Below are 24,414 nucleotides of genomic sequence, written 5' to 3'. Positions count from 1 at the left end.
GACAACAATGCGTAACAAAAGCATGCCCTGGATGGGCAAACTCAAATATTTTGCCAAACGTGAAAAAAGTGCGGAGGGCTGGAGTGAGATGTCCCCGGTCAATCGGGATTGGGAAGATGTCTACCGTCGCCGCTGGCAGCATGACAAAGTGGTGCGTTCCACACACGGCGTCAATTGTACCGGATCATGCAGCTGGCAGATCTATGTGAAAGACGGCATTGTCACTTGGGAAACGCAGGCTACCGACTATCCTTCAACGGGACCGGATATGCCGGAATTTGAACCACGAGGTTGTCCACGTGGAGCGAGTTTCTCATGGTATCTGTACAGCCCGCTGCGTGTCAAACATCCTTACGTACGTGGTGCGTTGCTGGACATGTGGCGTGATGCGCTTCAGACACATGGTGACCCGGTTCAAGCATGGTCCAGTATTGGGGATGATCCGTCCAAAGTGAAAAGATACAAATCGGTACGTGGCAAAGGTGGATTAATTCGCGCGTCATGGGGTGAAGTGACACAGATTATTGCCGCTTCGCTAATTCATACGATCAAAGAATACGGGCCAGACCGGATTATTGGTTTCTCGCCAATTCCTGCCATGTCGATGGTCAGTTATGCAGCAGGGTCACGGTTCCTTTCCCTAATGGGATCACCATTGCTCAGTTTCTACGACTGGTATGCGGATCTGCCACCGGCTTCACCTCAGATCTGGGGCGATCAAACGGATGTGCCGGAGAGCAGCGACTGGTACAACTCGGGATACATTCTGGTATGGGGCTCGAATCTGCCAATGACGCGGACACCGGATGCCCACTTCCTGGCTGAAGCACGTTATCGGGGAACGAAAGTGGTGTCGATCAGCCCGGACTATGCGGAATATGTGAAATTTGCAGATACATGGATGTCGGTAAAACAAGGAACGGACGGCGCTCTGGCGATGGCTATGGGTCATGTCATTCTGAAAGAGTTTTATATTGAAAAGCCTACGGACTATTTCATGCAATATGCCAAACAGTATACGGACTTTCCAAATCTGCTGATTGTGGAAGAAAAGGACGGGATACACACAGCAGGCAGATTTCTCGTTGGGGAAGACCTGGGTATTACGGGCAACAATATGGCATGGAAAACGCTTGTATACGATGAGAACAGTGGAACCTATGCGATGCCAAAAGGAAGTTTGGGCTTCCGTTGGGGTGAAGAAGGCACATGGAATCTCAAAATGGAACAGGTGGAGAACGGTGAGCCGATTGATCCTAGACTATCCATGCTCGGAGTCCATCATGATCTTGTAACCATTCATCTGCCGTACTTTGATGATGAGGGAAAACATGTCATGAAGCGGCAGATTCCTGTACGCCAGATCTGGCTGGGGGACAGATGGATAACGGTAACAGCCGTATACGATCTGGTACTTGCCAAATACGGAATTGAACGTGAAATGACACGTTCTGCGGATTCAGCAGAAGTAGTCACTGGTGCGGAGCAGTTGAGTGTACGTGTTCACCGTGGAGACGACATCTTGAATGCACCACAGGTAAAACCATTCACCCCAGCGTGGCAAGAGAAAATCACTGGTGTGGACGAAGAGACTGTCGTACAGATTGCACGTGAGTTTGCACTAAATGCGATCGATACCAAAGGGCGTTCCATGATCATCATGGGAGCCGGTATTAATCACTGGTATAACTCCGACGTCATCTATCGCGCCATCATTAACTTAATACTGATGACAGGCTGTCAGGGTGTGAACGGTGGAGGGTGGGCGCACTATGTTGGTCAAGAAAAACTGCGTCCGGCTGAAGGCTGGCAGACGATTGCCTTTGCTCGTGACTGGACCGGACCTGCACGTCTGCAGAACGGAACATCCTTCTTCTACTTTGCAACAGATCAATGGAGATACGAGGAGACCCAAGTAGGAGAGTTGACTTCGGCGCTTGAGGGTGAACCGCGGTTCCAGCATGTGGCGGATTATAATGTGATGGCTGCGCGTATGGGCTGGCTTCCATCTTATCCACAATTCAATCGTAACTCGATTGATCTGCATCAGGATGCACTGCAGGCTGGAGCAACGACGAAGGAAGAGATCGGTGCGTATGTAGCCTCAGAGTTGCAGAACAAAAATCTGAAGTTCTCAATCGAACAACCCGATGATCCAGCGAACTTCCCGCGTGTACTATTTGTCTGGAGAGCGAATCTGATCTCAAGTTCCGGCAAAGGACATGAGTATTTTCTCAAGCATCTGCTCGGTGCAACGAACGGATTGCTGAATGATGACGATCATGGACTGCGCCCAGAGCATGTGGAATGGGTGGATGAAGCACCGGAAGGCAAACTCGACCTGATGATCAATATGGATTTCCGGATGGCAGGTACGGCGATGTATTCCGATATTGTTCTGCCAGCAGCGACCTGGTATGAAAAAAGCGATCTGAGCAGTACGGATATGCATCCATTCGTTCATCCATTTAATCCGGCGGTAGCCACGCAATGGGAATCCCGTTCGGACTGGGATACTTTCAAGGAAATTGCGCGTGTATTCTCTGAGATGGCTGCGCAGCAATTTGATGGTCCACAGAAGGAGATCATAGCTACACCGCTGTTGCATGATTCACCAGATGAGCTTGCTCAACCATACGGAGAGATCAAAGACTGGAGTGCGGGAGAATGTGAAGCAATCCCGGGTAAAACGATGCCACATATTCAGGTCGTGGAACGTGACTATGCTGCCGTATATAACAAAATGATCAGCCTTGGACCTGTGGTGAAGGATAAACCTATCGGTACCAAAGGCATATCCTGGTCAGCCAGTGAAGAGTATGAAAAACTCAAGGGCATTCTGGGTGTGCACCGTAAAGATGGCATTGAACAAGGATGTCCGGATCTGAGCACAGACCGTAACGTTGCGGAGGCCATTCTGACCTTGTCCAGTACAACGAACGGCAAGATGGCTGTGCGTGCGTGGGAGGCGCTTGAACAGAAAACAGCATTACATCTGAAAGATTTGGCTGAGGAACGGTCGGAGGAATGTTTTACGTTTGACGAGATCACTTCCAAACCGAAAACGGTCATTACCTCGCCTGCATTCAGCGGATCGGAAAAAGGTGGACGTCGATATTCGCCATTCACCACCAATGTGGAGCGCCTGATTCCCTGGCGTACATTGACAGGCAGACAGCAGTTCTACATTGATCATGCGATGCTTCGTGAGTTCGGAGAGACATTAGCGACATTTAAACCTGTGCTGAAGCATACGCCGTTCCATCCAAACAGCAAACGTCCGATTGAAGGTGGCAAGGAGATTGTCCTGAATTACCTGACACCGCATAACAAGTGGTCGATCCACAGTATGTACTATGATGCGCTGCCGATGCTGACTTTGTTCCGAGGTGGCCCGACAATCTGGATGAACTACGAAGATGCAGAAGAAGCTGGACTGGTCGACAACGACTGGATCGAATGTTTCAACCGTAACGGGGTAGTCGTTGCCAGAGCTGTAGTGACGCACCGTATTCCTCGCGGCATGGCATTCATGTATCACGCGCAGGACCGTCACATTAACGTTCCGGGTACCAAAATTTCACAGACACGTGGGGGTACGCATAACAGTCCGACACGTATTCATGTGAAGCCTACCCATATGATCGGTGGTTATGCCCAGTTAAGTTATGGATTCAACTACTATGGCCCGACAGGCAATCAGCGTGACCTCAATGTCATCATAAGAAAACTGCAGGAGGTGGATTGGCTTGAAGATTAAAGCACAAGTCAGTATGGTCATGAATCTGGACAAATGCATAGGGTGCCATACATGTAGTGTTACGTGCAAAAACACCTGGACCAATCGTCCAGGTGCAGAATATATGTACTGGAACAATGTAGAGACCAAGCCAGGGGTCGGTTATCCGAAACAATGGGAGGACCAGGAGCGTTATCGGGGTGGCTGGGAGATGAAGAATGGAAAACTGGAATTGAAGTCCGGCACACGGGCAAGACGCTTGCTTAACATTTTCCATAACCCGGATCAGCCTACCATTGATGATTATTACGAGCCATGGACCTATGAGTATGAGAAACTGACGAACAGCCCGGAGAAAAAACATCAGCCTGTAGCCAGACCGAAATCCCAGATTACCGGTGAATATATGAATCTGGAGTGGGGTCCGAACTGGGAGGATGATCTGGCAGGTGCCCATGTAACCGGGATGGAAGACCCTAATATGAAGGGTGTAGAGGATTCGATCAAAATGGATTTTGAACAGGTATTTATGATGTATCTGCCACGGATCTGTGAACACTGCCTTAACCCGGCCTGTGTGTCCTCCTGTCCTTCCGGAGCGATGTACAAACGGGAAGAAGACGGGATTGTACTGGTTGACCAAAATGCATGCCGCGCATGGAGATTCTGTGTATCGAGCTGTCCTTACAAAAAGGTCTATTTCAATTGGCAGACAAACAAAGCCGAGAAATGTACGCTATGTTTCCCGCGGATTGAAGCGGGTCTGCCAACGATCTGTTCCGAAACCTGTGTGGGACGTATCCGTTATATCGGCCTGATGCTGTATGATGCAGACCGTGTTGAAGCCGCTGCTTCAGTTGAAAATAATCAGGATCTCTATGAATCCCAAATGGATATTTTCCTTGATCCGAATGATCCTGAGGTGATCCGCGAAGCGCGTGCGGCAGGGATTCCAGAGGATTGGATTGTTGCAGCGCAGCAGTCCCCTATTTATAAAATGGTTATCGATTGGAAAATTGCGCTCCCGCTTCATCCGGAATACCGCACCATGCCAATGGTATGGTACATTCCACCGCTTAGCCCGATTACCAATCGGGTAGAGGGACAGGGAAGTTCATTGGAGGCTAATGATATTTTCCCTGCGATTGATAACATGCGTATTCCGGTGGAGTATCTTGCCAATCTGCTTACAGCAGGAGATACGGATCGAATCCGTGAGGTCCTGCGGAAGATGGCAGTTATGCGCATTCACATGCGTAATCAGCAGACGGGTAAGACCAGTGAATCGGCATTGCTGGAAAGAGTGGGTATGGATGCACAGGAAGTGGAGAACATGTACCGACTGCTCGCGATTGCGAAGTACAACGACCGTTTTGTCATCCCGCCAGCCCACCGTGAGGAAGTGGAAGATCTCTTCAGCGAACAGGGAAGCTGCGGACTTGATTTTGCAGGGGGTCCAGGTTCTTGCGGGGTATTCTGATGGGAAAGGAGACAACGACAACGATGACGATCGATACCAATGAAGGAACAGGTCAGACTCTGGTTTACGATGCGGATACGAGAAGAATGGTCTGCAAACTGATCTCCTACCTGTTGCAATATCCGGATACAGCGTGGAGAGAGGGGCTATCGGGTGTTCAGGAAGCCATACAGTCCATTTCGGATGAGACGGTGAAGCAGATTCTGTTGACATTTGTGGATGATGCACAGGCGGTAAGCTCGATTGAATGGCAGGATGCCTATGTTCGTACATTCGATTTTGATAAAAAGTCTAACCTCTATCTCACATATGCTCTCCATGGCGATGAGCGGGATCGGGGTCCGGCTTTGATTGAATTGAAGCGCAGATACGAAGCTGCGGGATTTTACATGGAAGTAAGTGAGTTGCCGGACTATCTGCCTATGGTGCTTGAATTTGTGGCTGAGGCTCCCGAGGAAGATGCCTTAGGTGTGCTCTCCAGTTGCCATAAGGCGTTGATCACAATGAGCGAAAGCATTACGGAACAGAACAGCCCGTATGGACCATTACTCAGCCTGATGTTACAGGTCGTTCCTGAGCCTCCTGCCCCTGATGTGCCAGAACAAGAAGAAACCGTTAACCAACAACCAGCAGATCTTATGCAGATTGCGGCCCAGATGAGGAGGGGGAATCGGTGAGTACACTGGAACTGTTGTTATGGGGCGCTCTTCCCTATATGGTCATTGTTTTCTGTATTACGGCGACGATCTGGAGATATGTGACGAATCCCTTCAGTTGGACGTCCAAGTCCAGTGAGATGTTGGAGAAACGCATGCTGAAATGGGGCAGCTTACTCTTTCATATCGGAATATTCGCCGTAATCTGTGGACATATTGCCGGTTTGCTTGTTCCAGTGGAGTTCTATCGCTGGATCGGCCTGAGTGATGAAGGGTATCACTTGATGGCTATTGCAGGAGGACTGCCTGCGGGGATCATTGCATTTGCAGGTGCAGTCATTTTGCTGGTTCGCCGTTATGTTGCTCGCAGAGTACGGGCAACGAGCAGCATCGGGGATTGGCTGGCACTTGCCATGTTGATCATTGTCATTGTCACCGGAATACTGGCGACCTCGGCTAATGCGGTGAATCACACAGGTTTTGACTATCGAACAACAATTAATCCGTGGTTGCGCGGTCTGATCGTATTCCAGCCTGATCCGGTTCTGATGCAGACGGTACCAATGAACTTCAAAGTACACATTCTGCTAACCTTTGTCCTGTACTGCGTGTTTCCATTTACTCGTCTGGTTCACATGTTAAGTATGCCGCTCAGTTATCTGAAACGCAGTTATGTGTTGTATCGCAGAAGAGATGGAGCTGTGTATCCGAATCAGGAACAAAAAAAAGGAAAGGGCGATGTAGATGCAACATAAAGGAAAGATTCAACTGCCCTTGCAAACGGCAAGTCTCGTTCTTGGGTTCATGGTATGGGTTATCCTGTCCTCTCTCATGCCATTCATTAAAGAGGATATTGCGCTTACTTCTTCCCAGCTTGCATGGGCGACAGCGATTCCCGTATTGATTGGATCGATTGCCCGTATTCCGATTGGTTATTGGACGAATCGATATGGTGCACGCAATATTTTCATGATCAGCTTTGTCCTGTTGCTGGCCCCGGTATGGTGGATTAGCCGTGCGACGTCGTTCAGTGATCTGGTGATAGGTGGACTGTTCCTCGGTATTGGTGGGGCCGTTTTCTCGGTCGGTGTAACTTCACTGCCCAAATATTATCCGAAAGAGCGACATGGATTTGTTAACGGGATCTACGGGATTGGTAACCTAGGGACAGCACTGTCTGCTTTTGGAGCACCACTGATTGCCGATCGAATGGGATGGTCTACGACGGTTCTGCTCTACAGTATTTTACTACTGGGGATGGCTGCGCTGAATTTCGTTCTGGGTGACAAACAGGAAGTACGTGTTAACGCTCCATTGATGCAGCAATTGAAGGCCATATCACGCAACAATAAACTATGGTTGCTCTGCTTGTTTTATTTTCTGACATTTGGCTCGTTCGTGGCGTTTACGGTGTACTTGCCGAATTTTCTGGTTAGTCACTTTCAGATGGATAAAGTCGATGCAGGTATTCGTACAGCGGGATTCATTCTCGTTGCAACCATTATGCGGCCCGTGGGAGGTTGGCTTGGAGATCGATTTAATCCATTCAAAATATTAATGTTTGTGTTCGGCGGATTAACGATCGCAGCGATTGTATTATCCTTCGCGCCATCATTCTATATCTATACGATTGGATGTCTGACTGTGGCATTATGCGCAGGGACAGGTAACGGAACCATTTTCAAATTAGTGCCAATGTATTTCGTCAAACAACCAGGTGTAGCGAATGGGATGATCTCCGCTATGGGGGGACTGGGTGGATTCTTCCCTCCGTTGATGTTGACTTTGTTGTACAGCATGACCGGTCATTATGCCATTGGTTTCATGGCTTTGTCTCAGATCGCGTTGGTCAGTCTTGTACTTGTGATCTGGATGTTCTATCAGGAGAAGCTTCAGTTATCTGCCAGCATTCTGGAGAGTACCATTGAAGCCATTCTGATCACAGATACAAACAGTGTGATTACATCCGTGAATCCGGCCTTTACTGCGGTCACTGGGTATAGCGCTGAAGAGGCGGTTGGACAGAAGCCAAGTCTGCTGAAATCCGGTAAGCAGGATAAACATTTCTATGACCAATTATGGCTGGAATTACGTGAAAAAGGATATTGGCAGGGCGAGATCTGGAATCGGAAGAAAAATGGAGAGATCTATCAGGAATGGCTGAGTATTACGGCAATCCGTAATGAAGCAGGCGAAGTCAAATATTATGCAGGCATGTTCAGTGACATGGGCAGGCCAGAGCTCACAATCGCCTGATACATGTATCGGTAATTGTGCATACAGCAAGAGACCTTAACATCGATTGCAGGCGTTGAGGTCTCTTTTTGCACATACGGAATGGTGTAAGGATATGAGGTGAACAGCAGTTAATTAGGATGATCATGCATCCCGTTGTTCTTTCAAGGCTTGTAAATCAAGAATGATAATCCGGCTGCGATCGACTTCGAGCAAATGCTCTTTCGTAAGCTGGTTTAGAAGGCGGTTCGCTGTTTCTCTGGTAGTTCCAATGGAATTCGCGAACTCCTGATGTGTCATTGGCAGGTTGATGATAATTTGGTCCCCATGTGTCTGTCCATGTTGCTCTGCGAGCATCAAGAGGAAGGAAAGCACTCGGTTTCGCACATCCTGACCAGAAAGTACCTGCAATTTATCCTGTAATTCTCGTATTTTGTCTCCGAGTACACGCATGATTTTGATCGCAATTGATGGTGTACTCAGCATTAATCGTTCGAACAGTCTGACGGGTATGGCCAGTAGTTCGGTAGGGGTAATCGCTTCAGCGGTAGCCGGGTAGGGATGTGTGTTAAAAAAGCCGGTGTGTGGGAACATATCCCCTGTTTTGAGGAAAGAGACAATCTGTTCATGCCCGTTCTCATCCGTCTTATATGCTTTTACAATGCCAGTACGAATGAAAAAAACAGCTTCTTTTTCGCTACCTTCGCTAAAAATGACCGTTTTCTTATGAATGTTTCTGGAAATGGCGATATCTTCGACCTGCTTTAATTCTTCTGGACTAAGGTCCTGAAAGATGGGGAACTGTTGTAGAAACTCCGCTGCTGAATCTTTGTTTACCCTGCTCATGAGAATCTTTCCTCTCTGTGTTCATATTTCTGAACTTCGACATCATTCAATCCTAGGAGGTTAACTGTGAAGTGAAAACCAATACGCATTCAATCGTTATCCCTCATGAACATGGCGGCTGGGCCATGGTTAGTGTACCTTTTCTGGTAGGTGTGATTGCAAGTGAACCGCACTGGTTACATGTGCCCTTATTTGTAGCCTGGCTTGGACTATATCTAACCGCGTATCCCTTACTGCAGTCTCTGAAAAGAAATGCCAATCGACATCGCCTGTACAAATGGGCCGCAATCTACGGTACTGTAGCTCTAATCTGTCTTATTCCACCCGTTCTGGGTCAGACCTCATTGTTATTCTTCGGCCCTGTGTTGTGCGGTCTGTTACTCGTAAACATCTGGCATGTGAGACATAAAGTAGAACGCTCGCTTACCAATGACCTTTGTGCCATGCTGGTCTTCTCTCTAGGCGGAGCAGCCGCTTATCTCATTGGAGGTGGGCAGTGGGACTATGGCATGGCGATCGTAGTTTTGTTTTCTTTCTTACATTTTACAGGAAGTACGTTCTTTGTGAAATCAGTCTTTCGAGAGCGAACGAATAAGCGTTGGCTGATGTTAACTCGCATGGTACATGTCCTACTAATCATCATACCGATGGTGATCGGATATCCATGGATGTCTTTGGCGTATGTCTACTCCGCTGTGCGAACCTTCATATATGCAGGCAGGACACTACGCCCTATGAAGGTTGGTATCATCGAAATTATTGGAGCCGTGCAGTTCTTGCTTTGGTCTATTCTATTGTAATTGGCATCATTTCATCATAGCGTGATTTTTGAACACAGCAGGTGATATAGGTCACAACGTCGCAGGAATGTTTTTGATTCGTCAGCCAAGGTTAATGGAATGATGGAACATAATTGAACTTGAGAGGGGTCGGCCCGGATGTGGACTGCATTCATGTGGGGCGGCATCTCTGCCTCAGCGGTTGTCATTGGTGCACTTGCAGCATTGTTTTTAAAGATTCCTAAACGAGTCATCGGATGGATCATGGCTTTTGGGACAGGCACATTAATCGGAGCAGCAACCTTTGAACTACTCGGAGATGCGCTGAATGATGGAGGGATTATTCCTACTGCCCTTGGTTTTACGGCGGGTGCCGTCGTATATACCTTGTTTGACCTACTCATCTCGGCAAAGGGTGGGGCAGGGCGTAAACGTTCGGGAAGGTCAGGAGACTCGAATCAAAGCGGGCTCGGGATCTTTGCAGGCACAGTGATTGATGCTATTCCGGAATCCATTATGCTTGGAGCCAGCTTGCTGGCCGGCAACGGTGTCAGTGTGGTGCTGGTAGTATCAATCTTTGTCAGCAAGATCCCAGAAGGTCTGTCGAGTACGGTTGGATTGCAGGGCAGCAAGTACAGCAGAGCGAAAATCATGTTAATGTGGCTGAGTGTACTGTTGATCTCTGCACTTGCAGCACTGGGTGGATACCTGTTTCTCGAGCAGCTTCCTGAGGAGATGGGTGCAGCGATTGGTGCATTTGCAGGTGGCGGAATCATTGCGATGATCTGCTCGACGATGATGCCTGAAGCCTTTGAAGAGGGGGGGCCAGTTGTGGGTTTGATTGCTTCCATGGGATTGCTCGTATCTCTGTTGTTGGATCTGTAGATGACAGAACCAGCTTTCGGTCACTGTCCTCTCCGTTTTTGTGTAAATATTAGTTGAATTTATATGAAAAGAGTATCCGAACAGAGTGATTTCTGATCGGATACTCTTTTTATTATTAAACAAAGGATGTTCTTAGTGGTTGCTGGAACAGCTTCCTCCACACCCACAAGCTTCCTTACCTAGTTCATTGGCCTCGGGCAGGCGGTTCAATTCCACGGATTTCGTAAAATAGTGACTGATCTGTTGATGCAGCTGACTGAACTCCCGTTGAGCATAGATGAACCGACGAATGAGGGGATGATCATAGAGTGCACGTTCTTCCTCTTCATATACCTGAATTTCAGAGGCAAGCAACTCAATATTCTGCCGTTCTTTCTCCTCCAGTGCCTGGTGTTTTTCCATAAAACGCTCATACTGGGCTGTGGCTTGCTCATCTGCAGCAAACTGATCAATCATGTCCCGCATCTCTTTGTATCCTTCATCCTGTAATAATAGTGAACATAACTCCTGCATTTTGTGCATAATGATCTGTTTGTCCAATTTAACAACTGTATTCATCGCAAAACCCTCCTGTATATCTTTTCTTAACTGTATACGCTAACGCTAGCCCGCACTGTGACGATACTCACATCTAATGTGAATTACATTACTTGTCTAAATACGCTGTTATTCAGTCATCGTAATGTTAGGTAAATAAGCTTTCGTTCAGTAGTTAACCATTTCCATAAGCTGCTCCAATTGAAGAATCAGGATACAGTTCCCTGTAACCTGAAGTAATCCATGGGTTTGCATTATGGCGAGTTTACGACTAAGTGTTTCGGGTGTAATACCGAGCAGCACAGCCATATCTTTTTTGAAAACAGGCAAGCGGATCTCATGCCTTGCATGATTTCGGGTATGGAAATACAAAAGCAGCTTGGCAATCTTCTGTTCCGTTGTCATCCTACTTAGCGAGCTGTTCCATTCATCTGTTTCTCTGAGAAGATTGGAAATGGCAAGCAGGAAATGATAAGCAAGCTTCGAATCATGTTCGAGTAACTGGTCAAAGTCATGCTTGCTGATGGAGCATATGGCCGAAGGCTCCAGAACTTCGGCGTTCGCGCCGTGTGGTTGTTGATGTAACAGGGAATCTTGTCCAAAGAAATCTCCGGGAAACAGAAATCGGACAATGTGTTCCTTCCCATTTTCGTTGTATTTGGATAACTTCACACATCCCTGATGAACCACATAAAGCGTATCTGAGCGTTCGCCCTCCTGAACGACAACTTCACCTTTGTTATAATTACGGGTATGCAGAAGAGAGGTCAGCAATGCAGATTCGGATGGATCAAGATGCTTGAACAGAGATACTTTGGAAAAACAGGCATCCTTTGCTTCGTGCGTACAGATCATCGTTTAATCACCTCGAATGGTTCAGGATAGTCATAGCCATTGTCATGTTTCAGTGGGACATTGCGGGTCCACCATGATCAGTGCCATCCTTGGTCACACGTAGAACAGCGGAAGCTCCTTTGGCTACATGGTTGAACTGATGGGTTACAATCGCATAATCGCCTTCTTCGGTCACGGTAAACTCTACGACTGCTCCACCACTTGCAGGAAGCATAACCGTCTGTATTCCATACTGGATGTTACGTGGATTCCCATCGGTGTACACACGGTCCATAATTGTACCTACAACGTGGAAGGATGAGACTTCATTGGGTCCGGCATTACTGACGTAGATCCGCACTGTATCTCCTACTTTGGCTAACAGGGGATGTTTTACTAACCCATAATCATTCCCATTAAATACGACATAATCCGGTTCCCCGTTCAAAAAAGCTTCGTAATCATGCTCTTTATACCATTCACTCTGAACAAGGGTATACTCACGATCAACCAAATGATTAGAAGGGTATCCAGCCTTGGGTTCAACAATAATCATGCCGTACATACCGTTCGCGATATGGGCAAGCACCGGTTTGGTTCCACAGTGATACATAAATACACCGGGGGAAGAGGTTGGATAAGTGAACGTGCCTTCCTTGCCAGGCATAACATCAATAAATTTGCTGCTGGGGGCAGCATGTACAGCGTGAAAATCCATGGAGTGAGGCGAGCTGGAATCTTTATTTTTCAACGTGAACACCAAGGTATCTCCCTCGGTCACTCGTAGAACAGGTCCGGGAACGGTACCATTAAATGTCCAAGCGTTGTAGATCACACCTTCGGAGATTTCGATGTCTGTAACCTGAGCCGTCATTTCAATATATACCGTGGTACCTTCTCTGCGGATGACCGGGTCCACCGGGGTTTGACTGATGGCCGAAGGCGAGATTTCATTATGGTGAACCGGTTTAACCTGATCGGTAGAACTGCAATGAGACAGTGTAGCTGTGAAAATGCTGAATACGAGTGACCATTTATATACATTCTGGTTCAGTAATGAAAACATAGATACACAACCTTTATTCAAGTGATGTTTTTCACAAACTAAAAAAGTGTTCTTTCTTTCCATTCGTTATTTAGTAATAGATTACGTTATAGAGGCAGGAACGGGTGTGATGAGGAACACACTTGGTCATGTCATATTAGAGTCAATTCCAACAATCTGCCTTCAATTCTTGTGCTGAGGAACGGAGTTTCATATAATTTTAGACAGATGGATTGGTAAATGTTGAGTATTTTGAAGCTATGTGTGTCGTAATTTCAGAAGAAAGGTGGATACGAAATGAAACGTTTCGAAGATGAAGGTGCGTATAAGTACAGTTTTTATTCGGTAATTCGACGGGGCGAGCGGGTTGATGTGAAATGTCCCCAATGCGGAGGACACGCTTCGATTGAACAACAGAACGATCAACTGGGCTGGAAGTGTTTCGAATGTTACGCTCAAGCTCTTGAAGAACCAGTGTATCAATATAAAGCCAGGGGGAATTGTGCTGTGTGTGAACGCTGGTTCAACGTGGAAGTAACTGACGAGAAGAAGACGTCTCATCGATCAACGCATGTGGAATGTCCACATTGTGCTTCTGTAAATCAGGTCGAATTACATGCGAAGCCGACATACGGAAGGTGTTTTTCCGAGATTCGTGCAGGAAAAGATCCTGTATTCGGCCTGGAACTATACTTCCTGGATGATTTCAGAGGAAAAATAATATGGGCTGTGAATCGGGAGCACCTGAATTATCTCATCGCTTATGTTTCGGCAGAGCTGCGTGAAAAACCTGGAAATATGCCTTTAAAAACAGCTTCACATAGTATCCCGGCTTATATTAAGGATGCGAAGAACAGGGATGTGGTTGTGCGTACACTGTCGAAGCTTCAGCACAAGACTGGATGAGACTGAAATTGAAGATGAAGCGTTTAAGCCGCAAGGAGAGAAGACATGAAACTACGATTTAAATTGACTATTTTTGCAATCATTCTGGGTATGTTGATGATTCCGGCTTATTTTATTTTACAGACTTATGGCATATTTCAAAAACAGACAGTCTTATCTGACTATGCTCTCGCGGTTGATGTGAATGGCAAGTCCTATGCAGCCTGGCCGCTTGTCAACAGTTTCGCAGCAATGGATAAACAAGAGGATAACCGTCAGTTTTATTACCGGATGAACATGAGTCATCTCCAATATCTGTTTAATTTGGCCTATCGGGAGTACGAAGTGAAGCCCGGTGGAGACAATCCATATCTGGCTGGTACTGTAAACTATCAACATACGGATCACAACTACGTACAGACCGAGAAACAGTATGAGAACGCCAATGATTTCTCAACGGTCTTGAATCTGTATGATCAGGATGGGCAGGTGATCTACACCTACGATAACAATGGCAAGGGCGATAAACAGCTCGTACAATCCATCATTCATCAGGGCATGACCCGTTCTACGAATGGTGGTGGCGGTGAAGCCGTGCGTGATCCTTATATCAATATTACGGCGTTATTTCGCGACAAGCTGAACATCGATGTGAAACTGACGGTGGATGAGGAACACAAAGTGGTTACCATTCGAATGAACAAATCGGAGGCGAGATGATGAATGAGTATGGTGTGCAACATGGACCTGCTTATCTGGAAGGTCTAATAAGGAAGGAAGAGGACATAAAGGTCGAGGAAGTGGAGTGGAAAGGTAAACTTCAATCGAGTGACGGACATGATAAATTCCATATTTTTTATTATGGTGACTTAATGGAAGATGATCTGATTACCTGGCATGATTCGACACCGCTTCTTGTATATGCAGAGCATACTGTCACAGGTGAACGCTATCTGCTCATTGATGCCGCCAAGCATGGATATGATGCCATGGTATGTGAGACCTATCTAGAAGAAGCGCTACATGACAGACCTCTTCGCCCTTATCTGGATGTTGAAGGAGAGGACATCTTTGAGGTGGAACTAACGGCCTACTACAATGTGCCTTGGGATGAAGAATTCGGCGAAGATGTAGATGAAAATGGTGCATATGAATTGATTACGGGAGAGCGCATGGATTTTGATCAGGTCAAGCGTGATGGATATGATGCTTTCGTCATTCGTATTCTGAATCGTAAAGGGGTATGGACTGACATTGTACAGGAAGAACTGGCTTAGATCTGATTAAGAGTGAATCAAATGAGAAATGGGGATGTTCACCAATGTATATCGTATCCCGTGCACTTAAGCCGGTTCCAGCAGAGGAACTGGATCACTTTGAACAACAGCACGCCATCTCGCTACCTTCGTCATACCGTACCTGGATTGAACAATACGGGGAAGGTACCTACACAGGCTGGATGAATGTTCAAAGACCGGACACGGAAGTGCTGAAGCCTTTTGTTGAATATGATTTTTGGATACATACGGATGAATCGCCTATAAGCCAGCATCAACTTGAGCAGTGCATCACCATCGGCAGTTCTGTAGATGGAGATTTCCTTGCTGTTCATCCGGAAGTTGAAGGGCTGTTGTGGCTACCGCGTCATGATGAGAATATCACCTTATGGACATGCTCGGAGACTGAATTTGGTGAAACGCTGGACCGAATCTATTGTGGGTATTATCGTCAGGATAAACCGATAACCCCATCATACTTTGAACCGTGGAATGAGTTGCGGAAGCACACGTTTTATCACTATACAGGTCTCGAGCAGGGAATTTCAATGAAGGAACTGGCGGATCTGTGCAAAACGGAATTTAAATGGGACGCTGTCCTGGAAAATGAGTATACATGCAAGCTGTTTATGGCCTCGATGGGAGGATATGTACGTTATAACTATGCGAATGGGAGAGAAATTGCCCTGTTCTACGAAGAAAAAAACGGTGCTGAGGAGGCGACAGATAACGATATCAGTCTGTTTTTGCAAGCACATCATTGCACGGCATATGAATAGGGTTAGAGTGGAGGGGAACAGATGAGTTGGTTAAAAGAGGACATCGCGGAAAAATGGCGTAATGAAGGCAAGCGTTATGCAAGGGATGTTAATGCATTTGTACGGAGAGTCATAGAGGGAGAACAACCAGATGAATCCGAGCTGAAGGAAGATTCCAGAAGCGGTATGAGTACTGAAGTATTGCATATGGTGAGACAGGCCAATCTCCACGGTGACTTGGAGGTGGTTCGACGTGAGCTGCCCCCAGCGACGTGGCCATTGAACGAAGCGTTTCAGGCCTCTATGCAAGCTGTCAAAGTTGTGGGTTATCTGAACGAGAAAATGATTGTATGTCAGACGGGTATTTTCACGGAGAATAGTCAGATATATACAATGGATCAGCACGGATGGCAGTTAATTTCTTCGTATACTTTTGCAGGTTGCTCACCAGACGGATTGAACTATGCGCTTGCAGGACCGGAAGGGATTCGTGTTATCCGTCAGCCAGATCGCAGGTTGGAAGGACAGGAAATAGCGACATATCGGTGGGAAGATATTCAAGCCCGGATACAGTCGTCCTTACCTCGGATTGAATCACTTGCGGACTGTGAGCATCCCGAGCGGACACTTGAGGGACTTATACCTTTGGATGAAGGCAGAGCACTACTTATACATTCAAGATACGGGATATATCTCGTCACACAAGCCCAGGTGACCTTGCTTCATCCCGATCTGGCAGAGATCGAAGAGTATGAGCTAGAGGATACACAGATAGATATGGGACATGCAGCTGTATCAAGGAATGGTCGATGGATTGCCTATGGCAGCCAAGGAAGCAATCATATGGTGATGGACCGTCAGCTGAACAAGATATACTCTCTTTATCCAGAATCGAGCTACCCTCATTATGCAGCATTCACCAGTAATAACCAGACCGTCTGGTTTAACGCATGTCATTTCTATAACGGGGTCACGATACAGGTCCCGTTGGAATCTATTGCAGGCAACGAAACGAAGGAAGACTGGCCAGTGATGGATGAGAATGCACGGGTGTATGCAGCAGTGGAAATAGAGGCAGGCATGGTGCTTGGAGACGCATACGGTTATCTGTATTGTGTGAATAGCAATGGAGAGGAAGTATGGCGCCATTTTGTGGGTAGTACGATCTATTCTCTCGCCGTATCACCAGGGCAGTCAAAGATGGCAGTTGGTACATATGGTGGCATGCTGCATGTGCTCGATCTTCGTTCCAAAGAAATGGACGAGTACGGGATCGGTACAGGTACCCTTCGTGAGCTGGAGAGATATGTGTTGTGGCGTGGAGAAGAACCTCTGCGCTGGTGAGGCAGCATTTTGACCTAGTTAGGGGTGAAGGAATGGAAGGTGAAGAGGCAGTAATGTTATTAAAATGTCATGCTTTTTCCTATGATGATCTGAGTCATCCCAAGATGGAGAACGGTTTTCTTGGCAGTCTGCGGCCTTTTCGTGGACATTTGATTGAGGAGAATTTTCATGAGTTGATGGAGATATTGCAAGTTCTGGCACCAGAACTTGCACGGCCTTCACTGGATCGGGAAGTCATGGCATGTCTATGGGGAATTACTCACATGGCCCGTGCTTGGGCTGTTGAACCTGATGGTATGCTTCGCAGCAACAACCTCATTTCGGACGAACAGGCGGCCTTGATGGAACAATGGCTTAATTTGTTATCTTACGCAGTCATGGTTCTGATTGAAGGTGGCGGAGAGGAAGAAGCGTTTTGGGAATATCATCAATATGTGCAAGAAGAGGATGGCAGAGCTGAGAAAGGGGAGATCTAGTGAAACCGGAGTCGAATGTAACAATAAACGTACTTATGGACGAGCTAAACCGCTTGCTGGATGAAAAAATACAGGATCACGAGATTCGCCAATTGTTTGAAGAATATCAATATCTGGATGGGGCATCCGATGAAAGTCTCGATCTATTCGAAAAGGAGTATGGCGTCCGGCTGCCTGGGGATTTTCGTACCTTTTACCACAGAAAAGATGGCAGTGGCTATGGGTTGCATGTGCTGTACCTAGGTGATGCGGAGGGTGGGCGTTGTACACCTTTTTATCTGATGTCATTGGAAGAGATTCGAGATACCAAACAATACTTCTGTGAAGTGGATGAGAGGCTCGAAGAGTATTATTCTGCGGAGGAAATGAAGCAGTTGGACCCGGAGATCAAGCCATTCCTGTTCCATAAACCATGGATTCCTTTTGCAACGATTGCGGGAGGTTCACTATATCTGATGCTCGATTTCGATCCAGCGGCGGAAGGGACGTATGGACAGATTATTATGTATGTGCACGATCCGGACTTTGTTTATTACCTAGCGCCTACCTTTACGGATCTTCTCTGTATGTCGAACCATAATCTGACGATGATGGATGAGATCACGTATTAAATCCAGAACGATTACAATTAGACAATTCCTTTATCTGAACTGAAAAGTATTATGAATAAGTCTAATGATTACCACTGATACAGCAGATTGAAGAATAATAAATATAGTGACATGAGGGGGAACCTATGGTGGCTGTAGCTTTTCACACCGATCCCAAAGGAACTGCCTATGAACTGTTGATTGATGAATTGATCGAGAAGGCAGATCGTTTTATGCTGGTTGACAGACAGTATGCAGAAGAAGGTACACCTGTAGGAGTTGCCAAAGTGTTACAGAGGCTCGAACCGTACCTGATTGAAAGTTGTGCGATGGAAGAAATGATGATACAGAGTAGTGCCATGTATGCAGAAGGCAACTATTACATATATCGTTGTACGACTGAATCCGGGCAGATCCTTAAGGAGGAAGCCAATCGTTTTCATGACTGGTGTTATCCGTCATTGCCAGATGATCTCTGTTTTCTGAAAGAGGATGGGAGCGATTACTTCTACACTGTTGCGCATGAGGATATATATGGGATGCATATTACACAAGAAGAAGCAATAGAGCTAATGGGGCGGATCAAAGGCTTATTTTTTAGGTTAGAACGACATCAGGATATTCATTGCTTACTGGAAGACGCAATCAGGCATCAGACGGATGTGCTGAATATTAGTTCACATTACTTGAAAGAGATTCCGGAAAGGATTCGGGAATTGAAGCACTTGAAACGTTTGACGATTTTTGAGCAGGATGTTAGTACACTTCCTCAGGCCCTTTTTGAACTGACATCATTGGAAGAATTAGAGATCATGACGGCGGATTTGGAAGGTATTCACCAAGACATTGGGAAATTAAAACAACTTCGAGAGCTTAGAATTTATTGTGGTAGTTCAGATCATGTTCCAGCAGGGTGGAAGCCGAAGGAAAAGTCGCATCTTGGTCTGAAATATATTCCTGCTGAAATTGGTGAATTGAATGAACTGCTGACTTTAGATATAGGGTACTCGGGCATACGTGAACTTCCGCCTGAACTGGAGCAACTAAAGAAGCTGCGTTATTTAAGTGTAACTAATAGTTTAATCGAGGAAACGCCGGACATGGTGAAGCGGATGACCTGGCTTCAGAGTGTGAATCTGAACAGTACTCCATTAGGAATCAGTTTGGAGCACATCTTGGCCGAAGAAGAATCTTAATAACCAATGAGCCCTGCTCGGGACGTCCGGGTCAGGGCTCATTAATTATACGATGAAAATTGGAGGAAATGGGCTCACGCATCTGGGCGCTGGGCATAAGCTGGCATATAGGCTATCACCTAAACCGAGAGCGAAGGGCAGGCGTTTTATTTTGGCAACTTCATACATGGATTACACTTTACCAAGCACTCAATTTACTTATGATTTAAGCAAGAACCCGTTATTCAAGAAGGATGAGAACAACTACATTAATTCTCTATCCATCAACCAGTTAAACACACTCGGCAATACTTCTTTACTGGATATTTTCCTCAGCACAGGCAATGTGGTTGAACCTCATATTCATCAGAATGCAACCGAACTGGTATACTGCATCAGCGGTTCAGCAGTCGTGTCACTCATTAATCCGTTCACAAACGAGTTGCTTCATTTCCCGATTACACCAGGGCAGGTAGCTAATGTACCTCAAGGCTGGTGGCACTATGAAGTGGCTACTGCAGATCATACGCATTTACTGGCGATCTTTGATGCTCCTGTGCCTGAGGCGATATTTGGCTCAGACATCCTGCGTCTTACACCTGCCAAACTTCTCGCTTATACGTACTGTCTGGACGAGAAAAAAGTTCAAGAAGCACTGGCTCCCATCCAAAAAACAGTGATTATTGGCCCGCCGGCCGATTGCAAGACTTCAACTGCCCCTGTCTCTAACAGTGCTCCAAATGTGAATCATCAGCCTTACGTAATGCCAAATGTCCAACCGAACGTACAGCCAAATATGCAACCAAATATGCAGCCCAACACAGAGCCAAACATGCAGCCGTACGTACAACCAAACACACAGCCAAACAACCAACCAAACATGCAACCTTACGTGAACCGTCTTCCGTACTGGGGCACGTGGGTTGATCCACGTATTATTCATGAGCCGGGCTGCCCGTATTATACAGAGCTTCCTGTGAATACGAATAATCAAGAGGAAAGATGACGTTTATTAGGTAAGGTCTATCAGATGATGACGAAGGAAGGCTTATCTAATACACATAGGTACTTCAATTAAATGGGGTATTGATTAAAAAGCTTCCGCAAAGGGGAGCTTCTTTTTTTGATTAAAGGTGTCTTCAAACTTGCTGAAAGCTGATGCATATTTGAACCGTGTCCAGAGGAGCAAATCATGAAGCACTAACGAATCGTAGGCGTCTTATTTTCTACCCATTAAAAAAATCGGATAAAAAATCTGGGGATAACAGTGATCGTAAAGTTATTCTGCCATCGGAGCGCCAGTGTAACTATTCGTTAGTTGAACTTATATATTCATCTAATTTAAGATGTGTAATTTCGTCCCAAACCAAGCTCCGTTAATAATTGACGATAAGCAATCGAAGTACGGTCTGCGGGAATATGGGCTTCGGCATGCAGATCAAGGGGAAGATCCTCCGGTTTCTGTGACTCGACCATCTCACGGTCTTCTTCAAATACCTGCAAGTTGAACTTGATTGTATCTTCAATTGGAGCGTCTTTGTCAAAGTTGCGTGTGATTGGACAGAATAGACGTGTATAACGGGCAGAGATGGGCGAAGCACAATTGAGAATATTCAACCTGTCATCTCCTGGGAAATGTACTGTCAGTGAAGCCGCAAAAGGTGGGAACACTCGAAACTCGCGCAACCATTGGAAACCTTCTGGCGCAACCAGATCTTGCCCTTTGCCATAGTTACTGACAGTACTCCAATACTCGGCGATCAACTCATTCCCCTCGCGTTTCACTTTGTATTGAGGGACTTCAGTGTTATTTCGGTCACCAAACGTTTCCGTATGCACATAGGCAAAATGGGATACATCCAGAAAGCCCTCCATTTGTCGTCCAGAAGAACCGGCAATGTCAAAGTTGGGTGGCAAAATATTAATATAATCCGGATCATCCCATCCAGGGAAGGAAGGGATCTGTTCTTCCGTTCCCGCCAGTGTGGTCCAGATTAAGCCATAACGTTCAACTGCCGGGTACACGATAAGTTTGAGCTTTGGCGAGATTTTGGAGCTTGGGTGCGCAGGTACGGCAGTACATTTTCCTTCACAATTATAACGGAAACCGTGATAAGGACAGACAATCTCGCCATTTTCTACCCAGCCTTTGCTAAGTGGGGCCCCGCGGTGAAAACAAAGATCCTTGGCTACCACAATCTGATCATTACTGCGATAAAGAACCAGCTTCACATCGAGTAACTGAGCAGCCAACGGTTTGTCGGTTACTTCGGTTGCTTGTGCTACCGGATACCAATATTGGGATAATACATGCCAGTCTTCAGCGGTGAACGTACAACCTCTAGGCAATTCAGACGTCGCATTATGGTTTGCGTTGGAAGTTATCATAGTAAACACTCCTTGCCGATATGAGTAAAACGATTCTCTGATCATGTCAGAAAACTTAACTTGATTAGTCGTATGTTACTACTCTTTTGGTCAAAGTATCAATATATCCACCTTACTTTTGGTTGAAATCACAAACGGTACAGCAAAAACCGTACATGAATACGGAAATTTTCGGATTCACATTACGTCAGATGTTAATAGTAAAAGATTTTTACCAAGAATGTCACAGATCCCGGCTGTCATTTGTCTACAGTATGTAAACCAAATGACGGAGGCGAATGAAATGAATTTAAGAACAAACTACAGAGCAGTGAGTCCAGGCGCTTTTAAAGCGATGATGGCAATGGAGCAATATATATCCGGGCAATTTGAAGACAAAGTGTTATACGAGCTGTTGAAAATCCGCGTGTCCCAGATCAATGGCTGCGCCTTTTGTCTCGATATGCATGCCAAAGATCTGATGAAAATGGGAGATTACGCGGATCATATTCTCTTGTTAAGTGTGTGGCGTGAAGTACCTTTATTCACGGATCAAGAACGTGTTATGCTGGAGCTGGCTGAAGCCGTGACACGAATCTCGGAACAGGGCGTACCCGTTGCGTTGTACGATAAGGTTCGTGAACATTTCAGTGAATCCGAGCTGGTGGATCTGATCCTGGCCATTAATACGATTAATAACTGGAATCGGATTGCGATCACAACTGGGATGTATCCGGGCTGCTTTAACTAAAAAAACACGTACCATGCCAGAGGAGGCCATTCTTATGAATTCCAATCCCTACACCAATGAGCCAGAAGTGTCTTCTCTGGACGTTGGTGAGTTGTATATTCGTTATAAAAAATATGCATTTTCAATAGCTTACCGCATGCTGGGCAGTGTGGTAGAAGCTGAAGATATTGTGCAGGATAGTTTTGCGGGGATTCAGAGCACGTCTCAGGATATTCGTAATCCCAAGTCCTACATCGCCAGACTGGTTGTGAACCGAAGCTTGAATCTGCTAAATTCTGCCCGTAACCAGCGGGAAAGTTATATTGGTGAGTGGCTGCCAGAGCCGATGGCTGACAGAGAAGTGGGGAATATGCCAGAGGAAACGATGCAGAAGAAAGAGATGATCTCCTACGCCTACTTGGTCATGTTGGAGCGTCTATCGCCCATGGAACGGGCAGTGTTTGTACTTCGTGAAGCGTTCCGGTATGACTATTCTGAAATAGCGGATTGGCTGGGCAAAACGGAGAGTAACTGCCGCCAAATCTTTAGCCGTGCCAGACGAAATCTGCCCGAAAGACTTCCGCCGATCGAGCAGAGTGATGCGGATATGATAGCCAAAAGTGAATTGCTGAGTCGTTTTACAACGGCTTTCCTTCGTTATGATGTCGCTGCCATGCTTGAGTTACTGGCGGATCAGCCTGTATTTACAGCAGATGGCGGTGGCGTTGTGCATACCGTTATGAGAACGATGAACGTTCATAAAGGTGTGCTTGCACTCCTGACCTCACGGCGAGTCCTTACGCGATTACGTGAAAGAGAATGGGTACCCATGTGGATCAATGGTGAGATTCAACTTGCGTTGATGAAAGAAGGGCATTTGTCCGAGGTAATCTGTTTGGAGTTGGACCCTTCCGGTGAGCGGATTGAGGGAGTATATCTCGTCGTAAATCCGAACAAACTTACATCTATTGACACGTCAACTCTTTGATTAATCGTGCGGATTGGATATTTAACCTTAAAAGCGGCAACCTCTGTCACGAGGATTGCCGCTTTTTTTTGCATTCACATTATGTTATTCAGTAATGGGTTGAAGAGACTGTTCTGGGGAATCGGACTTTGTTTTCTAATTAATGAAGTGGTTTATTGCTGATAGGCATCTGAGGTGCTCCGGTTGCTGGGATGTATGCCTGAAGCATCTGTTGTGTATCACTTGGCGTGAGTTGAGGTACTTGATAATAGGCATTTTTATTCTGGAACATGAAAATCTCATAAGCCATCTCGATAAAATGCTGGATCTGTGAAGCGATGACTCGGCGAACCGTTCCATTCGTGATCTCGCTACAGGACATGCCAAGAAGACTCGCATGTGACTTGATCAGTCCCAGCATGTGACCGCTAATCCCGGCATCCTTTACATCAGCCAAGCTCTGGTTTGGCTTTTTCGGTGCAGAGGGCTTAAGGCCATATACCGGCGGTACCATGTTGGGGATCATGTAAGTTGCTGTCTCTTCATGAGGCTTCTGTCCAGATGCAAAACACTCTGCTGTCAGATTGTACTGGGATAAAATGAAGTTATACTGCCGGTCCAGAATGCCAATCAGTTCCTGGCTCTGCACGAATGAACGGAAGATCATATATTGATCCAGCACGTTAATGGTGGAGGACAGGATCTCGTGTACATCGAACATCTCATGACCGCCATGATTCATGTTAGGCGTAACATTGGGATTTGTGTTTAAAGTAGGTTGTACTAAATTCTGCGAGTTCATCGAATTT

General features: G+C 46.3%; 24 protein-coding genes. 18 read left to right on the top strand and 6 right to left on the bottom strand.

All coding sequences use genetic code 11. From position 1 onward, the window contains the following. Positions 1 to 7 precede the first annotated feature (7 nt). From ABTV53_RS17085 to ABTV53_RS17065, 5 genes are read left to right on the top strand one after another with little or no spacing between them, the layout of a single operon-like run. Positions 8 to 3,760, top strand: coding sequence for a nitrate reductase subunit alpha (locus ABTV53_RS17085; RefSeq protein ID WP_433744562.1), 3,753 nt, complete (start codon positions 8 to 10; stop codon positions 3,758 to 3,760). Continuing rightward, a complete protein-coding gene (gene narH / locus ABTV53_RS17080) occupies positions 3,750 to 5,219 on the top strand; it encodes a nitrate reductase subunit beta (RefSeq protein ID WP_433744559.1) in 1,470 nt (489 codons plus the stop codon). The genes ABTV53_RS17085 and narH overlap by 11 nt, the downstream gene beginning before the upstream one ends. Continuing rightward, on the top strand, positions 5,204 to 5,896 hold the full coding sequence (gene narJ, locus ABTV53_RS17075; RefSeq protein ID WP_433744557.1) for a nitrate reductase molybdenum cofactor assembly chaperone: 693 nt from the start codon (positions 5,204 to 5,206) through the stop codon (positions 5,894 to 5,896). The genes narH and narJ overlap by 16 nt, the downstream gene beginning before the upstream one ends. Next, positions 5,893 to 6,630 carry a respiratory nitrate reductase subunit gamma gene (narI, locus tag ABTV53_RS17070; RefSeq protein WP_433744554.1) on the top strand — a complete coding sequence of 246 codons (738 nt, stop codon included), beginning with the start codon at positions 5,893 to 5,895 and terminating at the stop codon, positions 6,628 to 6,630. Before narJ ends, narI begins: the two co-directional genes overlap by 4 nt. Next, positions 6,620 to 8,131 carry a nitrate/nitrite transporter gene (locus ABTV53_RS17065; protein ID WP_433744552.1) on the top strand — a complete coding sequence of 504 codons (1,512 nt, stop codon included), beginning with the start codon at positions 6,620 to 6,622 and terminating at the stop codon, positions 8,129 to 8,131. Before narI ends, ABTV53_RS17065 begins: the two co-directional genes overlap by 11 nt. Before the next feature lie 123 nt (positions 8,132 to 8,254). On the opposite strand, the gene ABTV53_RS17060 is transcribed toward ABTV53_RS17065, so the two are convergent. Next, positions 8,255 to 8,956, bottom strand: coding sequence for a Crp/Fnr family transcriptional regulator (locus tag ABTV53_RS17060; RefSeq protein ID WP_433744549.1), 702 nt, complete (start codon positions 8,954 to 8,956; stop codon positions 8,255 to 8,257). A 71-nt stretch (positions 8,957 to 9,027) separates the two neighbouring features. Here ABTV53_RS17060 and ABTV53_RS17055 point away from each other — a divergent pair, with 71 nt between their 5' ends. Both ABTV53_RS17055 and ABTV53_RS17050 read left to right on the top strand, forming a co-directional pair. Next, positions 9,028 to 9,756 (top strand): YwiC-like family protein, encoded by a 729-nt coding sequence (locus ABTV53_RS17055; protein ID WP_433744546.1) that lies wholly within the window; start codon positions 9,028 to 9,030, stop codon positions 9,754 to 9,756. Between the two features lie 138 nt (positions 9,757 to 9,894). Beyond that, positions 9,895 to 10,620, top strand: a complete 726-nt coding sequence (locus ABTV53_RS17050) for a ZIP family metal transporter (protein ID WP_433744544.1) — start codon at positions 9,895 to 9,897, stop codon at positions 10,618 to 10,620. Positions 10,621 to 10,752: 132 nt separating this feature from the next. Here ABTV53_RS17050 and ABTV53_RS17045 read toward each other — a convergent pair whose 3' ends face one another. From ABTV53_RS17045 to ABTV53_RS17035, 3 genes are all read right to left on the bottom strand, one after another. Continuing rightward, positions 10,753 to 11,178, bottom strand: coding sequence for a YlbF family regulator (locus ABTV53_RS17045; protein WP_433744541.1), 426 nt, complete (start codon positions 11,176 to 11,178; stop codon positions 10,753 to 10,755). Positions 11,179 to 11,325: 147 nt separating this feature from the next. Further along, a complete protein-coding gene (locus tag ABTV53_RS17040) occupies positions 11,326 to 12,012 on the bottom strand; it encodes a Crp/Fnr family transcriptional regulator (protein WP_433744538.1) in 687 nt (228 codons plus the stop codon). A gap of 49 nt (positions 12,013 to 12,061) precedes the next feature. Continuing rightward, complete coding sequence (locus ABTV53_RS17035) at positions 12,062 to 13,057, bottom strand: multicopper oxidase domain-containing protein (RefSeq protein ID WP_433744536.1); 996 nt, start codon at positions 13,055 to 13,057, stop codon at positions 12,062 to 12,064. Between the two features lie 276 nt (positions 13,058 to 13,333). On the opposite strand from ABTV53_RS17035, the gene ABTV53_RS17030 reads away from it, so the two are divergent. The 9 genes from ABTV53_RS17030 to ABTV53_RS16990 all read left to right on the top strand — a co-directional run bounded on the left by ABTV53_RS17030 (position 13,334) and on the right by ABTV53_RS16990 (position 20,547). Continuing rightward, positions 13,334 to 13,942, top strand: coding sequence for a hypothetical protein (locus tag ABTV53_RS17030; protein ID WP_433744534.1), 609 nt, complete (start codon positions 13,334 to 13,336; stop codon positions 13,940 to 13,942). Positions 13,943 to 13,987: 45 nt separating this feature from the next. Continuing rightward, entirely contained in the window at positions 13,988 to 14,641 is a 654-nt protein-coding gene (locus ABTV53_RS17025) for a hypothetical protein (RefSeq protein ID WP_433744531.1), read from the top strand. Next, a complete protein-coding gene (locus tag ABTV53_RS17020) occupies positions 14,638 to 15,198 on the top strand; it encodes a hypothetical protein (RefSeq protein ID WP_433744528.1) in 561 nt (186 codons plus the stop codon). The genes ABTV53_RS17025 and ABTV53_RS17020 overlap by 4 nt, the downstream gene beginning before the upstream one ends. Positions 15,199 to 15,242: 44 nt before the next feature. Further along, positions 15,243 to 15,977: an SMI1/KNR4 family protein gene (locus ABTV53_RS17015; protein WP_433744525.1), complete on the top strand. Its 735-nt coding sequence runs from the start codon at positions 15,243 to 15,245 to the stop codon at positions 15,975 to 15,977. A 21-nt stretch (positions 15,978 to 15,998) separates the two neighbouring features. Then, positions 15,999 to 17,300: a hypothetical protein gene (locus ABTV53_RS17010; protein ID WP_433744523.1), complete on the top strand. Its 1,302-nt coding sequence runs from the start codon at positions 15,999 to 16,001 to the stop codon at positions 17,298 to 17,300. A gap of 32 nt (positions 17,301 to 17,332) precedes the next feature. Next, positions 17,333 to 17,776, top strand: coding sequence for a hypothetical protein (locus tag ABTV53_RS17005; RefSeq protein ID WP_433744520.1), 444 nt, complete (start codon positions 17,333 to 17,335; stop codon positions 17,774 to 17,776). After that, on the top strand, positions 17,776 to 18,387 hold the full coding sequence (locus tag ABTV53_RS17000) for an SMI1/KNR4 family protein (RefSeq protein WP_433744518.1): 612 nt from the start codon (positions 17,776 to 17,778) through the stop codon (positions 18,385 to 18,387). The genes ABTV53_RS17005 and ABTV53_RS17000 overlap by 1 nt, the downstream gene beginning before the upstream one ends. A gap of 125 nt (positions 18,388 to 18,512) precedes the next feature. After that, the gene (locus tag ABTV53_RS16995; protein WP_433744515.1) at positions 18,513 to 19,562 is read left to right on the top strand and encodes a leucine-rich repeat domain-containing protein; all 1,050 of its coding nucleotides are present in this window, start codon (positions 18,513 to 18,515) and stop codon (positions 19,560 to 19,562) included. Between the two features lie 151 nt (positions 19,563 to 19,713). After that, positions 19,714 to 20,547 carry a cupin domain-containing protein gene (locus ABTV53_RS16990; RefSeq protein ID WP_433744513.1) on the top strand — a complete coding sequence of 278 codons (834 nt, stop codon included), beginning with the start codon at positions 19,714 to 19,716 and terminating at the stop codon, positions 20,545 to 20,547. Positions 20,548 to 20,882: 335 nt separating this feature from the next. On the opposite strand, the gene ABTV53_RS16985 is transcribed toward ABTV53_RS16990, so the two are convergent. Continuing rightward, positions 20,883 to 21,929, bottom strand: coding sequence for a Rieske 2Fe-2S domain-containing protein (locus ABTV53_RS16985; RefSeq protein WP_433744511.1), 1,047 nt, complete (start codon positions 21,927 to 21,929; stop codon positions 20,883 to 20,885). Between the two features lie 283 nt (positions 21,930 to 22,212). Here ABTV53_RS16985 and ABTV53_RS16980 point away from each other — a divergent pair, with 283 nt between their 5' ends. Further along, positions 22,213 to 22,659 (top strand): carboxymuconolactone decarboxylase family protein, encoded by a 447-nt coding sequence (locus ABTV53_RS16980; protein ID WP_433744508.1) that lies wholly within the window; start codon positions 22,213 to 22,215, stop codon positions 22,657 to 22,659. Between the two features lie 34 nt (positions 22,660 to 22,693). Continuing rightward, positions 22,694 to 23,626: a sigma-70 family RNA polymerase sigma factor gene (locus tag ABTV53_RS16975; RefSeq protein WP_433744505.1), complete on the top strand. Its 933-nt coding sequence runs from the start codon at positions 22,694 to 22,696 to the stop codon at positions 23,624 to 23,626. Between the two features lie 139 nt (positions 23,627 to 23,765). Here ABTV53_RS16975 and ABTV53_RS16970 read toward each other — a convergent pair whose 3' ends face one another. Then, complete coding sequence (locus tag ABTV53_RS16970) at positions 23,766 to 24,407, bottom strand: spore coat protein (protein WP_433754250.1); 642 nt, start codon at positions 24,405 to 24,407, stop codon at positions 23,766 to 23,768. Between the last annotated feature and the right edge of the window lie 7 nt (positions 24,408 to 24,414).

Origin of the sequence: Paenibacillus amylolyticus (assembly GCF_050990605.1) — a bacterium.
GTDB lineage: Bacteria > Bacillota > Bacilli > Paenibacillales > Paenibacillaceae > Paenibacillus > Paenibacillus amylolyticus_H.
This window is presented reverse-complemented; position numbering and strand designations above follow the sequence as displayed.